The organism is Wolbachia endosymbiont (group A) of Udea olivalis, assembly GCF_964028365.1.
GTDB classification, from domain to species: Bacteria; Pseudomonadota; Alphaproteobacteria; order Rickettsiales; family Anaplasmataceae; genus Wolbachia; species Wolbachia pipientis.
On sequence record NZ_OZ034773.1, the window covers coordinates 567,845 to 582,041 of the forward strand.

General features: G+C 34.6%; 10 protein-coding genes and 1 pseudogene. 4 read left to right on the forward strand and 7 right to left on the reverse strand.

Annotated elements, in window-relative coordinates; all coding sequences use genetic code 11:
• The first annotated feature begins 74 nt into the window (after positions 1-74).
• Positions 75-698, forward strand: coding sequence for a hypothetical protein (locus tag ABWU32_RS02665; RefSeq protein WP_015588891.1), 624 nt, complete (start codon positions 75-77; stop codon positions 696-698).
• Here ABWU32_RS02665 and tsaB read toward each other — a convergent pair.
• The 3 genes from tsaB to ABWU32_RS02680 all read right to left on the reverse strand — a co-directional run bounded on the left by tsaB (position 693) and on the right by ABWU32_RS02680 (position 3,535).
• Positions 693-1,277 carry a tRNA (adenosine(37)-N6)-threonylcarbamoyltransferase complex dimerization subunit type 1 TsaB gene (gene tsaB / locus ABWU32_RS02670; protein WP_353278762.1) on the reverse strand — a complete coding sequence of 195 codons (585 nt, stop codon included), beginning with the start codon at positions 1,275-1,277 and terminating at the stop codon, positions 693-695. The two genes, ABWU32_RS02665 and tsaB, sit on opposite strands and share 6 nt — an antisense overlap.
• Positions 1,277-2,407, reverse strand: a complete 1,131-nt coding sequence (locus ABWU32_RS02675; protein ID WP_015588889.1) for a cation:dicarboxylate symporter family transporter — start codon at positions 2,405-2,407, stop codon at positions 1,277-1,279. The genes tsaB and ABWU32_RS02675 overlap by 1 nt, the downstream gene beginning before the upstream one ends.
• Before the next feature lie 138 nt (positions 2,408-2,545).
• Entirely contained in the window at positions 2,546-3,535 is a 990-nt protein-coding gene (locus tag ABWU32_RS02680) for a ribonucleotide-diphosphate reductase subunit beta (RefSeq protein ID WP_265028046.1), read from the reverse strand.
• 131 nt (positions 3,536-3,666) lie between these two features.
• On the opposite strand from ABWU32_RS02680, the gene ABWU32_RS02685 reads away from it, so the two are divergent.
• Positions 3,667-4,005 (forward strand): outer membrane protein assembly factor BamE, encoded by a 339-nt coding sequence (locus ABWU32_RS02685; protein WP_006279908.1) that lies wholly within the window; start codon positions 3,667-3,669, stop codon positions 4,003-4,005.
• A gap of 204 nt (positions 4,006-4,209) precedes the next feature.
• Here the strand turns inward: ABWU32_RS02685 and ABWU32_RS02690 are convergent, their stop codons facing one another.
• Positions 4,210-4,830, reverse strand: coding sequence for a hypothetical protein (locus tag ABWU32_RS02690; RefSeq protein ID WP_015588888.1), 621 nt, complete (start codon positions 4,828-4,830; stop codon positions 4,210-4,212).
• A 171-nt stretch (positions 4,831-5,001) separates the two neighbouring features.
• Between ABWU32_RS02690 and ABWU32_RS07935 the strand changes: the two are divergent.
• Positions 5,002-6,025 (forward strand): annotated as a pseudogene (locus tag ABWU32_RS07935) (PDDEXK nuclease domain-containing protein).
• A 206-nt stretch (positions 6,026-6,231) separates the two neighbouring features.
• Positions 6,232-6,954, forward strand: a complete 723-nt coding sequence (gene recO / locus ABWU32_RS02705; protein ID WP_141456877.1) for a DNA repair protein RecO — start codon at positions 6,232-6,234, stop codon at positions 6,952-6,954.
• Positions 6,955-7,769: 815 nt separating this feature from the next.
• Here the strand turns inward: recO and ABWU32_RS02710 are convergent.
• Genes ABWU32_RS02710 through ABWU32_RS02720 form a run of 3 tightly spaced genes read right to left on the reverse strand, consistent with a single transcriptional unit; the run spans position 7,770 to position 14,176 of the window.
• On the reverse strand, positions 7,770-9,152 hold the full coding sequence (locus ABWU32_RS02710; RefSeq protein WP_015588886.1) for a PleD family two-component system response regulator: 1,383 nt from the start codon (positions 9,150-9,152) through the stop codon (positions 7,770-7,772).
• Positions 9,124-9,420, reverse strand: coding sequence for a hypothetical protein (locus ABWU32_RS02715; RefSeq protein WP_010082258.1), 297 nt, complete (start codon positions 9,418-9,420; stop codon positions 9,124-9,126). Before ABWU32_RS02715 ends, ABWU32_RS02710 begins: the two co-directional genes overlap by 29 nt.
• A gap of 4 nt (positions 9,421-9,424) precedes the next feature.
• Complete coding sequence (locus ABWU32_RS02720; RefSeq protein ID WP_353278767.1) at positions 9,425-14,176, reverse strand: NAD-glutamate dehydrogenase; 4,752 nt, start codon at positions 14,174-14,176, stop codon at positions 9,425-9,427.
• Positions 14,177-14,197 lie beyond the last annotated feature (21 nt).

The window sequence follows — 14,197 nt, forward strand, 5'->3', positions numbered from 1 at the left end:
TATATAATATTTCATATGTTTTAAAGCTTCATTTTTATGTTATTATAAATGTAAGTTTCAAGATTGAAAATAATATGGTAAATATTAACACAAAAAAACAGCCAGCAGGATTTTTCATATATCTCTCTGGTCTTTCGGGAAGTGGTAAACTTTCCACAGCAATAGAATTATCTAATATGATAGACGCATTAATTGTAAATAGCAAGTTCTATAACAATGTTCAAGCTTGCTCTATATACGATGGTGTCTTTGAACGTGATCCAATACCTAAAGAAGTTCAAGATAGAATATATGGCATTATGCAAATTATGCTTCAGGTAATAGAAAATTATCCGATTCACTCAAAAAATTACATATTTATTGATGAGTTGATGGAAAATAATGACCAGAACATGAGGATGTATGATTCAATAGTAAGGCTTAGTAAAAAAATGGGCACAGAAATCCTTCCTGTAGTACTCAGGTGCGATCTACTGACATTACAAAAGCGTATTGCATTAAAAAGGCAAAGAAAAAATAGGAGGGTGATTAATGTAAATAACGTTATAGAGAAATTGAGGACTAACGATTCATTTATACCACCGAGTGCCATAGAGATAGAAAATTCAAATATGAGTATAAAAGAAGTAGCTCAAGAGATAGTAAACCAGATGCACAAGCTTAGCCAAATTGCGTGTATGCAAAAGAATAATCTATAGCAATTTCATATACTGAGGCTCATTTAAATATAAAGCTTCAACTTCGTTTAATTTTTGCTTGTTCTTCAGTCTATAATGAACTAATAGTCCTGCATGGCTAGCATTTAAATTGCAATCCATATGTGTAATGCTTGTAGCGTGACCAGGGTCACATGCTGCAGTTGGACCAGACAGCGGCAATAAATTGAAATCAAATAACTGCGTATAAAACCCTTGAGCATTTTTGATTATAGCTCTGATATTTTTTTTGCTATTTTTACAAAGCAAAGATATTGCATAGGCTTGAACTTCCAGCGCACTAACTCCATATAACGGCTTATTTGTAGCAAGATTTATACCTTGTGCTGCTGATATACCAACTCTAATTCCAGTGAAACTTCCTGGTCCAACTACTACCGCTAAATGGTCTATTTTATCGTAGTTATAATTGTGCTTATTAAATAAAGTATTTAAAGTTTTAAAAAATGATTCTGCATGACTATTGCTGGCGGAATTGCGCTCTACAAAACAATTACCATCATAATCAACTATTGCTATTGAACTACCAATACCTACAGTATCAATCGCTAAAATAGACATTACTTAAGCTTATCATAGAGTTTTGCAAACATCATAGTAAAGGCACCATTACCCATAACATTTGCTGAAGTGATTATTGGATCAAACACTATATACAATGCTGTAATTAACGAAAGCATTTCTGGAGAGAATTTGAGATGTTTCTCAAGAATAGGTAGCATTACCATAATTCCTCCTGCCGGCACTGCCACGATAGCAAACTTAAATAACAAAAAATAGAGAAGAAAAGTTACATAATCTATTGTGAATAATGAATAACCGGAGGCAATTATCATTGATAATATTATAATAAAAAAGCAATCACCTACTAAATGAAAGCTAGCAGTTATTGGTACAACAGACGATGCTATGTCAGGTTGCTTTACATTTTTTTTGCTTCCTTCAAGAGTAAGCGGCATAGTTGCATTACTAGACATTGTGCTCATTGCAGTAATAAATGCCGGTATCATATTGCCTATACTAGCTATCCAGCTTGTAACCTTGAATGAATTTGCTGCTCCATATAAGAGGAAAACATAAAGGTAGGTTGCAGATGCTATAATAATGAAAATTATTGAGTAATCCTTAAATATTATAGATAAAACTTGATCATGCTGCATTTTTAAAGCAAGCCCAAGTACAAATATTGGAATAATCGGCGTCAAAAACGTTTTCAAAATAAAGAGAGTTAAATCTAACATTTTGTTCGAAAGCTCTTTGCTTTTCTTGGGTAGCAATGTGGACACTACTATGCTGGATACAAATCCACAAGCAAGGGCATAAAAATTAGAAAGGAGTAGCGGCAGCCTAAACGACCATAAAGGAACAATTGTTTCTTCATACGTTATATCTTGTATTGAATAAGTGTTTTGTATGATAAAATGCCCAACAGAATAAGCTATTAAACTTGAAGCCAGATTCGATAAGAAGATCATTATAATAAGTAATAATATAAACTTTATAGCTGACTGCTTAAGATTGTTAACACTGCTAAAGATTAACGCAAAAATAACAAAAGGCATTATAAATAGCAAAACCTCTTTTATACTAAGGCTCACTGAGTACAAGAAGGTTTTTATTTCCATTGGAACTAAATGACCAAAGAATGCAGCTGAAGTGATGACCGTGAGTAAGATTAGTAGTTGTAGCACGTTCTTATATACCAATGTTCTATGGACATATATATGGTAAGTTAGTTGTTAAGTAAAGCAAAACTGCCTAAACTGCACAGCAAATGGTGTAATGAAAGTAGCTGACACTGGAATGACAAAGAAGAGTGAAATTAGCACTCACTTATTATTCGTGTCGTTTTCAGTAAAAGCCTCCTCCCATGTGCCTTGAGTTGCTGCACGGCTATACTCTGTTACTCTATTTTCAAAGAAATTCGTATGTTCCACGCCATTTAGTATTTCATCAAGCCACGGAATAGGATTATCATTGACATCATATATGGACTCAAGACCTAATTGCATTAACCGTCTGTTTGCTACGTAGCGTATGTAATTGCGCACTTCTTCTGCGGATAGTCCTTCAACATCTCCTAAATCAAAGGCAAGCTTTATGAATTCGTCCTCAAGTTCAACGATGGTGCGACATGCAGAATATAATTCCTCTTTAAACTCGTTGTCCCAAATTTCATTATTCTCTTTAATAAATGTATTAAATAACATGATAATTGAATTGGTGTGCAAAGTTTCATCACGGGCTGACCAGGCGATTATCTGCCCCATTCCTTTCATTTTTCCAAAACGTTGGAAATTGAGCAAAATTGCAAATGATGTAAATAACTGCAACCCTTCAGTGAATGCACCAAACACTGCTAGAGTTTTAGCTACATGTTTTTTATCGTGTTTTTTGCTTTCCTCGAATTCCAACATATATTCATATTTCTTTCTCATAGCATCATACTTTAAAAATGCTTGATACTCACTTTCTGGCATGCCAATTGTGTCTAAAAGATAAGAATAAGCTGCAATGTGTATGGTTTCCATATTGGAAAAGCTTGCAAGCATCATGCATATTTCTGTTGGCTTAAATATATTTGAATAATGCCTCATGTAGCAGTTATTTACTTCAATGTCTGCCTGAGTAAAAAATCTAAAGATCTGGGTTAGTAGATTTTTTTCTACACTTGAAAGTTTAGTTTTCCAATCCTTCACGTCATCAGCGAGCGGAACTTCTTCAGGTATCCAATGGATTCTTTGTTGCTGCAGCCACGCATCATACGCCCAAGGGTAATTAAAAGGTTTGTATATTGGATCTGCTTCTAACAATGACATAAGACACCTATTATTTTCTAAAGTAAATATTATATTAAGTGATATTGAGAATCAGTCAATTTAACTTTTTTGAAATTTGACGGCAGATAATTTATTAGTGTATTATAGCTTCAAGTAATTTATCAACAGAAATGCGAGTATTAATATCTTTTATTTTATTATTTACAGTGAGCTGCACTCACACTATTCACAATCACGGAGCTCCTGGCATTAGTGTTGAATTGTGGAGCAAGATAAAAGTAGGTGACGATAAAGAAAAAGTGGTTCACACTTTAGGATCACCAACATTAGTATCAAAGTTCGATGACAATGTTTGGTACTATGTCTCATATAAAATTAAACAAGCCAATTTTTTAGGAAAAAGGAAGTATAGTAGTAAGTCTCTGCAAATTTCATTCGACCAGGACGGTAAAGTTGAAGATACAAAAGAAACTGACATCTTAGAGAGATCTTTGGCTGTTTCTGATTGAAAGTTTGCTCAGATCTTCCTACGTCATACCGCGGTTCATTCCATAACTGTACGAATATTGTGATTTTAGTCCACTAGGAAGGATGTTACCCAAGTAGCATGACACTTGTATCTGGAATCTATTTTGTACGCAATTCCATCATTGAATTACATTTTCGTGTGAAATGTGACGTTCACAACATTCATGCAGCTGCAATTACTTTAGCTATAGAATAAAGTCTAGTGTTACTTCACGCCAAATGTGGTGGTGCTGAATAGGCAAGCCGGTTAATGGGCTACATTTATATACTGCACGCATTGCGTTATCTGCTATCGACCTGAAAAGTGGATTATCTCGATAGGAACTACTGTCTGCTATATCGGCCATAATTATCTCACCTTGACTGGATAATAATAAGTTGATTTTTATACTAAAATTTTCTTTGTAAGCTATGCTTTCAGGAATGCTCCAGCATTTTGTAAGTTTGTCTCTTATAGAGTTAATAATTTCTGTTACAACTAATTCATCCTTTTTGCTCTCAACGCTTTTTTCGTTTCCTATTTCATTCTTTGCCTCTTTAACATCCCTTCTTAGTTTCTTCTCTACACTTTTTTTTCTTTTTGGAACAGGAATAAATTCTTTACCCTCGTTAATAATGACTTCTTCTTGCATTTCGATAATTTGCCTCGGTTGTGCTACAACAGTGTGCCCAACTGTTTCTTTTTTCCTTTGTGGTATAGAAACAACTGACGTATCATTCGTTTGGGCTTTTGTTGAAGGTAACGAAAAAAGCAGAAAACCACATGAAGATAAAAAAAGAATGTAATTAGAATAGAAAAAACGCATATGTTAAGCAGCTTGTTTTACTGGTTTAAAGCTAATATTGCATGTAAAGTCAATATATTTTAGTTGATGGACAAGTTTGAAGTAAATAAGGAATCCCTTCAAAGTTGCAGGCAAGCGAAAGATTGCCTTCTCGACAGACAAAGAATTGTATAATGGATTAAAAGGAACCGTATGACAAAAATTATAGGAAAAGAATATACAGAATTTTTAGAGCAGTTGAAAGATCGTATTGCAACAAGCCGTTATAAGGCAGCGCTTGCAGTAAATAGTAAGCTTATCTTGCTCTACCATTATATTGGAACAGAAATCTTAAAACGGCAAAGAGAACACGGCTGGGGAGTTAAGGTAATTGATCAATTAAGTAAGGATTTGAGAAGTACATTTCCAGAAATGAAAGGCTTTAGCACGAGAAATCTGAAGTATATGCGTAAGTTTGCCGAAGAATATCCTGATGTTGAATTTGTGCAGGAGCCTCTTGCACAATTAACTTGGTATCACAATATCACTCTTTTGGAAAAAATAGAAAGTCATGAAATAAGATTATTTTATGTAAAAAAAGCTATTGAACATACGTAACATTATGGTGATGCAGATAGAACTTGGACTACATAAACGTCAAGGAAAAGCAATAACTAATTTTAAAGAAAAATTACCATCTCCACAATCCGATCTAGCACATTACACATTAAAAGATCCGTATATTTTTGATTTTTTAAGTATAGGTAAGGATTCTCATGAAAGAGAAGTAGAAAAAGGACTCGTAGGGCATATGGAAAAATTTCTGTTAGAACTCGGTGAAGGATTTGCATTTGTTGGTAGACAATTTCATTTAGATGTTGGTAATAAAGACTTTTATATTGATTTATTATTCTATCATTTAAAGTTACGTTGCTTCGTAGTGATTGAACTAAAAGATAAGGATTTTAAGCCGGAATATGCTGGTAAAATGAATTTTTATCTTTCTGCAGTTGATGATTTACTGAAGCACTCGACAGATCAACCTTCTATAGGGTTAATCTTATGTAAATCTAAAGACGATGTACTTGCTAAATATACACTCCGAGACATGAACAAGCCAATAGGGCTAGCAGAATATCGAATAACTGAAAATCTACCAGAGAACATAAAAACAGCTTTACCGACGATAGAAGAATTAGAAGCTGAATTATCCAAAATTTCAGACGAGGAAAAGTAATGTTACTAAAATCATTCAAACAATTATTTAGCAAACCAAAAGCTCAGTATGAAATGCATCAGGCTCAGGAAGAAGAGTGGCAGCCAATAACTTACTCTCTCATAGCCTTGAAACTTTGGAAGCAAACAGTAACGGAGTAAGTGATTTTTATGGATTACACGCTCTAGGTGCACTATCCTATATATCATACGGTCAATACACTCTAAATGAGATGGAAAGATGAAGGCATCATTATAGCTGCTAAAAAATACGGCGATAAAAACTTAATTCTTTCTCTGTTTACAAAAAATCATGGAAAGCGCAGGGGATTAACTAAGCTAACAAACAATAGCAATTATAAGTTTCAGATAAGTAATCTATTACATGCAGAATGGAGTGCTAAGTTACCTGAAAATCTAGGTTTTTTTAAGTGCGAATTAATCGAATCTCCATTCCATCATTTCTTTCAAGATAGGTTAAAAAGCATTACTATTGTTTCTTTCTCCTCTATTTTAGAAAAAGTGCTTCCAGAAAGTGAACCCTGTGCCGTGCTGTATGACAATTTTCGATATTTCATCGATGTAATTAAACACAACAATCAGTCTTGGCAAAGCCATTATCTTAACTTAGAGCTTCTGCTTCTTACGCAATTGGGATTCAAATTAGACTTATCCAAATGCGCTGTAACAGGTGTTAAGGAAAATTTACAATTTATTTCTCCAAAAACTGGTAGAGCAGTGTCAAAAAAAGTAGGAGATTATTATGCAGATAAACTCCTACCTTTTCCACAAATGTTGCATGATGTATACAATAATACCCTACAAAACAGCTACTCATTCCAAGAATTTCAGTTAGGACTGAAAGTCACAGGATATTTTTTAAATAAGTATCTATTTTTGCAGTTAAACGTGAAATTTCCAGAGCTGAGAAACCTCATGTTGTCGCTTTAATCTTAGCAGTCCTACGTCATACCGCGATTCATTCGCGGTATCTCTTAGCATAGATCCAGCTAACAAGTAGCGGGATGACGAACTTATCGTCATGCCACCGCGAACCGTCATACCGTGATTTATTCACGGTATCTCTTAGCATAGATCCAGCTAACAAGCAGCGGGACGACGGTTGTCAGGGTGTCATCCCAGCGCCCCTATGATGTCATCCCAGCGCCCCTATGATGTCATCCCAGTGCCCAGACACTGGGATGGCTTTGTTGCATCGCTACTTATGAAAGGCTAACTATAGTTAGGATTATAAGCAACCTATTGAAAATCTTGTTTTTTTGCAATCAATCTGATCAAATTTAAGAATAGTAATTTATTATTTATATTAATAAATTTAATTCTATTGAAAATAGCTAAAGCATTGAAATTCTTGAATTTTAGCCGGATTAGTGAGTGGTAGTGAAATTTCTTTTACTCAAATTTAGGTATTCACTGACCGTTCTTGTTATAAATACCAGAATAATAAGCTACTGATATTCTCTACCTTTTTTATCTTTATCCATCATAGCTAGCGATGCAACAAAGCCCACTGGGATCCAGAAAAATTTGCTTGTGAACAAGCAAACTAGCATGGAAAGTGGTTACAACGTTTTCGATGAGATTATATGGAAAACTGGATTCCAGTGTCAAGCACTGGAATGACAAGGTATAAACCTTATCGTCATGCTGCCGCGAACCGTCATACCGCGATTCATTCGCGGTATCTCAGCATAGATTCCGCTAACTAGTAGCGGAATGACGGTTGTCGGCAAACTTAAGCCACTTTAGCTATAGCCAGTAACCACTCTATTTCTACCACTGTTTTTTGCTTTATATAAATATTTGTCGGCACGTACTATAAATTCTTTAATATTGTCAAGGTCAGATTCTTGCATTTCTGCAATTCCAATGCTCACAGTTACATCGTGGGTTGTATTTTTATCCGCAAGTATAAAAGGTTTTTTAGCAATAATTTTGCGTATTCTTTCCGCAATAGTATACGCATCTGATGTATCGGTATCTGGCATTACAACAACAAATTCCTCACCACCAAATCTAGCTAACAAATCTGTCACTCTAATATTTTCAGAAATTCTTCTCTGTATTTGCTTTAAAAGTTCATCTCCAGCACTATGCCCAAAACTGTCATTCACCATCTTAAAATAGTCTATATCAAGTATCATAAGAGACAACCTTCTATCCTTTTCCACAGAGTCCTTAACAATGTTTCTTAAGTGTGCATCAAAATATCTTCTATTATAACAGTTAGTTAATGGGTCCTTTATAGACATTTCCGCATTATTAAATAAATTCATTCTCAAGGCATCTTGATATCTTTTGCGTTTCACTTGCGAATTAACCCTTGCTATTAACTCACCCTCATCCAAAGGTACTGTTAAATAATCATTAGCACCTACATCAAGTGCTTTTACTAAATTGTTTTTATCATAATCCTCAGAAAGAATCAGAATTGGTGTATAACGTGTTTCCACCTTACTACGAAACTCAGAACACAAACGCAAGCCGTCAGTTTTTGAAAATTGCATATCAGAAATGATCAGGTCGTAACCATTCTCAATACCAACCTTCAATGCTTCTATTGGATCACTCAGTATTTTAATTGACCTAAAGCGTTGCTTTAATATATTATATATCTGCTCTGCTTGATGAACATCCTCATCTATAACAAGTATGTTAGCATCAAAAATCTGATTGGAATAATCCATAATACTGTTTCCTGCGACTCCACCAATCTCAGCGTTAGTTTCTCCTCTCAAACGCAATTCATCGATAATCATCTTTAAGCGTGTGAGAGACTTAATTCGTGCAGATAAAGCAGTTTTGTTTATTGGTTTAGTCAGAAAATCATCCGCGCCAGCATTAATACCTTGCACTCTATCATGAGTATCATGCAGCGCAGTTACCATAATTATTGGAATATGGGTTGTCAAGGGATCACTCTTTAGCTCCTTACAAACTTCAAAGCCATTCATCTTTGGCATCATGATATCAAGTAATATAATATCAGGCTGCTGCTTTGCTACTAAATCTATAGCTTCTTCACCATCATGAGCTACGATAACCGTATAGTACTCTGCTTTTAGTCGAGCTTCTAAAAGCTTGACATTAGATAGTACATCATCTACTACCAGAATCTTCGCTGTCATTATCTTTAGATGTATTATCTATATCGTAAGTAGGATAAAGCTTACCATTTTTACCAACTATGTAATTTACTTTCTCAGTATTACACTCTTTATATAAGTCTTCAATTCCGGCATCCTTCAATAACCTTCTGGCTTTTAACCTTACAATTGTAAAATACCTATATATAGTCTTAATAAAATCAATAAATACAGGTACCTTATTTTTATCAAGAACAATTATGCTCACTAAAGCTACAACTAAAATTTCTGAAAGACCTATATTGAACATTTTCCTATGAAGCAAGTACTTTAATCCTTCTGATTATAAATATTAATTTGCTTAAATCAAGTTTAGAAGCAACCATCTCATCTAAAAAACTATTATAACGTTCTATGTAGTCCTTATCATCACAAGCCCAGGTTTGAACCTTATCTTCGGGGTTATCAGTAGCTTTTATGACTTTAACAGCTAGCTTGTGATGGTAATTGCTTAAATCGTCCAATAAATCATTAACTAAGCTGCGATCCCAATAAGAAGAGCGGCTTTTCATCTTGATGGCAATTGTTCTAATCAGATCGAATCTTAACAGCGACTTTAACTCAAAGTATATTTTACCAGCATCAAGAATGGACAAAGATGTCTGTTCAGCAACAGATATAATGTCCAGTGCATAAGCAAGAACGCATAGATCAGCAACTTTTTTTGCTAGATCTTTATTTATATTAAGTTCTACTAAAGAAGTTGATCCATGCCTATAGATCTTTAATAGGTGTTCATCTAAAACATCAGTTAAGTTCTGGCCTAAAGTTTCAATTGCATCTTTAAATTTTGTAACATCATCCAATTCTACAAAGCTAAGCTTGCCAAGATTTTTCACTAGCCAAAATGATACTCTGCCAATAAATTTCTGCACGTTCCTCACTATTTGTAAGTATGAGTTAACATCAATTTTTCCATCCAATTCATCAATTTTCTGCCACAGGCTGTTTAAATCATACAGGTGGTTAACAACAATATATATGTTAACCGCTTCTTGTATCTTAATTCCAGTGTTCTCAGCCAAATTATTGATGAATATACAGCCCATTCTATTCACTACATCATTTGCAATGCAAGTAGAGATAATTTCTCTACGAAGTTGGTGTTTTAATATGAAATCCTTAAACTTTGTTACCATCTTTTTAGGAAAATAACCTAGCAAGTAGTCATGAGATATAAGATCTTTTTCAGACAGATCGGAATGTATAATTTCATTTTTTATTGCTGTTCTAGCATAAGACATTAGAACAGAGAGCTGAGGAGAACTGAAACCTTCTGCACCAGTTAACATCCTTGCTATCTCTTCTTCAGTTGGAAGAAATTCTACGCTTCGGTTTAACAGCCCAGATTTTTCTAAACTGAGCAGTAACCTGTGGTGCTGCTCCAATCTCTCTTTAGCTTGCAAACACTCAAGAAGTAATGCTTTTGTTTCAATTTTGTTGTGGTTCTCAAGCACTTTGGATGCAACTTCATCCACCATACTTGCCAGTATTTCATTCCTTTTTTCTAAAGAAATACCCCCTGCTTTCATAGCTGAAACAAATGCAATCTTAATGTTAACTTCAAGGTCCGAACATATCACTCCGGCTGAATTATCAACAAAGTCTGCATTGATATATCCACCTTTTTCAGCATATTCTATTCTTCCAAACTGTGTACAACCAAGATTTCCACCCTCTATAAACATAGAAGCTCTAATATCTTTACCATTCACTCTTAACTCATCGTTTGCTTTGTCACCGACCATGCTATGATTTTCACTCTTTGCCTTAACAAACGTGCCGATTCCTCCATTCCATATGAAGTCCACTTTTGCTTTCAACAGATATCTAATCAAATCACTTGGAGGTAGCATATCTTCTGTTATATCAAAGCACTTTTTTATTTCTTGAGAAATGTTTACTTGCTTACTGCTACGCTCAAATACTCCTCCACCCTGAGAGATCAAATCTTTGTTATAATCCATCCAGGTTGAAAATGGTAACTCAAAGAGACGTTTACGCTCTGTGAAACTCTTTTCTGCATCAGGGTTTGGGTCAACAAAAATATGCATATGGTTAAATGCGCCGATTAAATGTATATTTTTTGAAAGCAGCATACCGTTTCCAAATAGATCGCCAGCCATATCTCCAATCCCAATTACAGTTACATCTTGGTAAATATCCTTATTCATTTTCCAAAAATGCCTCTGTGCTGCAATCCATGCACCTCTTGCTGTGATACCCATCTTTTTGTGGTCATAACCTGCTGATCCACCAGATGCAAATGCATCACCAAGCCAAAAATTATACTCAGAGGCTATTTGGTTGGCATAATCAGAAAATGAAGCAGTGCCTTTATCTGCCGCAACCACCAAGTATGGATCGTCTTCATCATACCTAATCACATCCTTTGGTGGAATTATTTTACCATCAACTACATTATCAGTAATATCAAGCATTCCTCTAATGAAACTCTTATAGCACTCAACACTTTTCTCTCTTAAAATATTCTTATCTTTATAAGCTTGCTTTATTACAAACCCACCCTTTGCACCAACAGGGACAATAACCGCATTTTTTGTCATCTGAGCTTTCATGAGCCCCAAAACTTCAGTGCGAAAATCTTCCGTCCTATCCGACCACCTTAAGCCACCACGGGCTAATTTCCCTCCTCTTAGATGTATCCCCTCAAAAAGGTTTGAATAAATATACAATTCACGATACGGACGAGGATCAGGTAAACCATTTATTTTACTTGAGTCAAATTTTGTAGATAAATATGGTTTATCGTCTTGATAATAACTGGTCCTTAAAGTAGCCATTATCAAGTTAAATATCGAGCGCAAAACGTAATCATGTGAAACATTGCTGATCTCTTTTAGAAGTTCCTCAATTTTTTCTCTGACAATGTCCGTAGTTTCTGCTCTATCAATGTCTATGTTAGGATCAAATCTTGCATGAAATAGTTGTATCAAATACTTTACTATTTTTGGATGCTCTGAGACTACCTTTTGGATATATTCTGGATTGTAGTTAAATGACGTCTGCTTTAGGTAAGCACTTAACGCTCTAACCAGAAGCACTTCTTTCCACTTGAGCCCAGCAATAATGATCAAACTATTGAAATAGTCATTTTTAATTTCCTTGCTAAACACTTTCGCAAGTGTTATTTCAAATTGCTCTTTTAGAGTAATGTTGTCTATTAATTCATCGACTCTTGACAACACAAAATGGTGTATCCATATTCCGCCGTTAATTTCTATGTAATAGCCATTATGAGATAGAATCTTAGCTCCCAAATTCTTAGTAATTCTTAATATCTTCGATAATTCAAGACCTCCATTGCTCGAAGTGTAAACCTTTAATTGATAATTAAGATTGTCACGAGTAAGTCTTAAATCGACCTCGCTAACTCTTTTTTTCCTCACTATCTCCAATTTTTTCATATCGTAATATGCGTCATGAGGTTCGAAACTCTCTTGATAGCTTATTGGAAATGCCTTGCAATAACGGATGAATATATCCTCAACAGTGCTAAAAGTATTATATAAATTGTCTATAAAACGATCTTCCCATTTTTCCGTAATGTTCCTTAATTTGTTTTCGATACGCAAAACTTCATCATCAGGAATACTAGCGTTTTTAGCCTTTAGCACCACGTGCAATTTCATTAAGTCATATTCGTTTATAATGTGGTGGTTATAAATATCTGAACTTTCTGCATTTATCTCATCCTTCAATATATTGCTTATCTTGAGCATTAGCCTGGAGCTAGCATAACGCATCGGTATCAGCACTATACAACTAGTAAACGCTCCCTTACTTCTTAAGCATAACTTGACTCTTGGTCTTATTGCAAGGGACATAATAGAAGTACAAATTTGAAATAATTCTTTCTCATTAGACTGGAACAATTCATCACATGAGAATACTTGTAAAATATAAATTAGAGCTTTGTTATTGTGGCCCCCGGTTACAAACCCTGCACTTTTTTCTATAACTTTAACTTTATCTCTTATTATTGGAATAGTTCTAATATCTTGGACCTCCGCTACAGAAGTAAATAGCCCGAAAAAACGCCGTTCCTTTACCACATTACCCTGGTCATCAAATTCTTTTACTCCTATACAATTCATGTATGTACGCCGATGGACTATTGAGATTAGATCTGATCTCAATATGTATAGGGAATCAAGGTTTGCAGAAGGAATCAACGTACTTTGACCTACTCTCATCAGGCCAAGGTCCTTTTTGCTGTCACAGACGAGTTTTTCATCTTTACCAGCAATATATTCTTGATAACCTAGAAATACGAAGTTATTATTCTTTAACCAAACTAGAAAATCTTTTTGCTCTTGATTTCGGTCTGGTGTCATTCCAGTGCGTGACACTGGAATCCACGTGTCCTTTTCCTGGATCCCAGTATCAAGTACTGGGATGACAGAAAGACTTGCCTCATCAAGTTTCTTGAGCATTAAGTGCCAATCTTTCACAACGCAATTAACCGCTTTCAGCGTTTTCTGTAGAGATTCTTTTAATGTATCAACAAAGCTGTCACTTATACCTTTGATAATTACATATATGACTGACTCTTTGACTCCATTGCTTTCTTCCAAAGAGTAAATCTCGTCTATTAGGCCATCTTTTCTTTTAATGTTAATTATGCTGTTGCTGTAATAGCATATGGTTAAATTGTGCGATTTAATAGTTGCAATAACAGAATCAACCAAAAATGGCATATCATCGTTTGTTATCTTAATCGTGGTAAAATCGCCTTCTATTCCTGGTATATCATCTATATTGCTTACTACTAACTTACTTTCATCTTTCTCTTTTTGAGAAACAAAATTGTAAGCATCGTTTACAATATATAGCAAAAACTTATCATTGGCTTTTAGGTCGCTTTTATAAACAAAACTATAAAAATACTTAATGAATTTTTTAATTTTTTCTTTATCTTGCTGATTTTCTTGATCAGCTAGCTTAAATAAAGACTCAGTGTCAACATTATGATCTATACACATTTTTTTTAACAAAAATACACA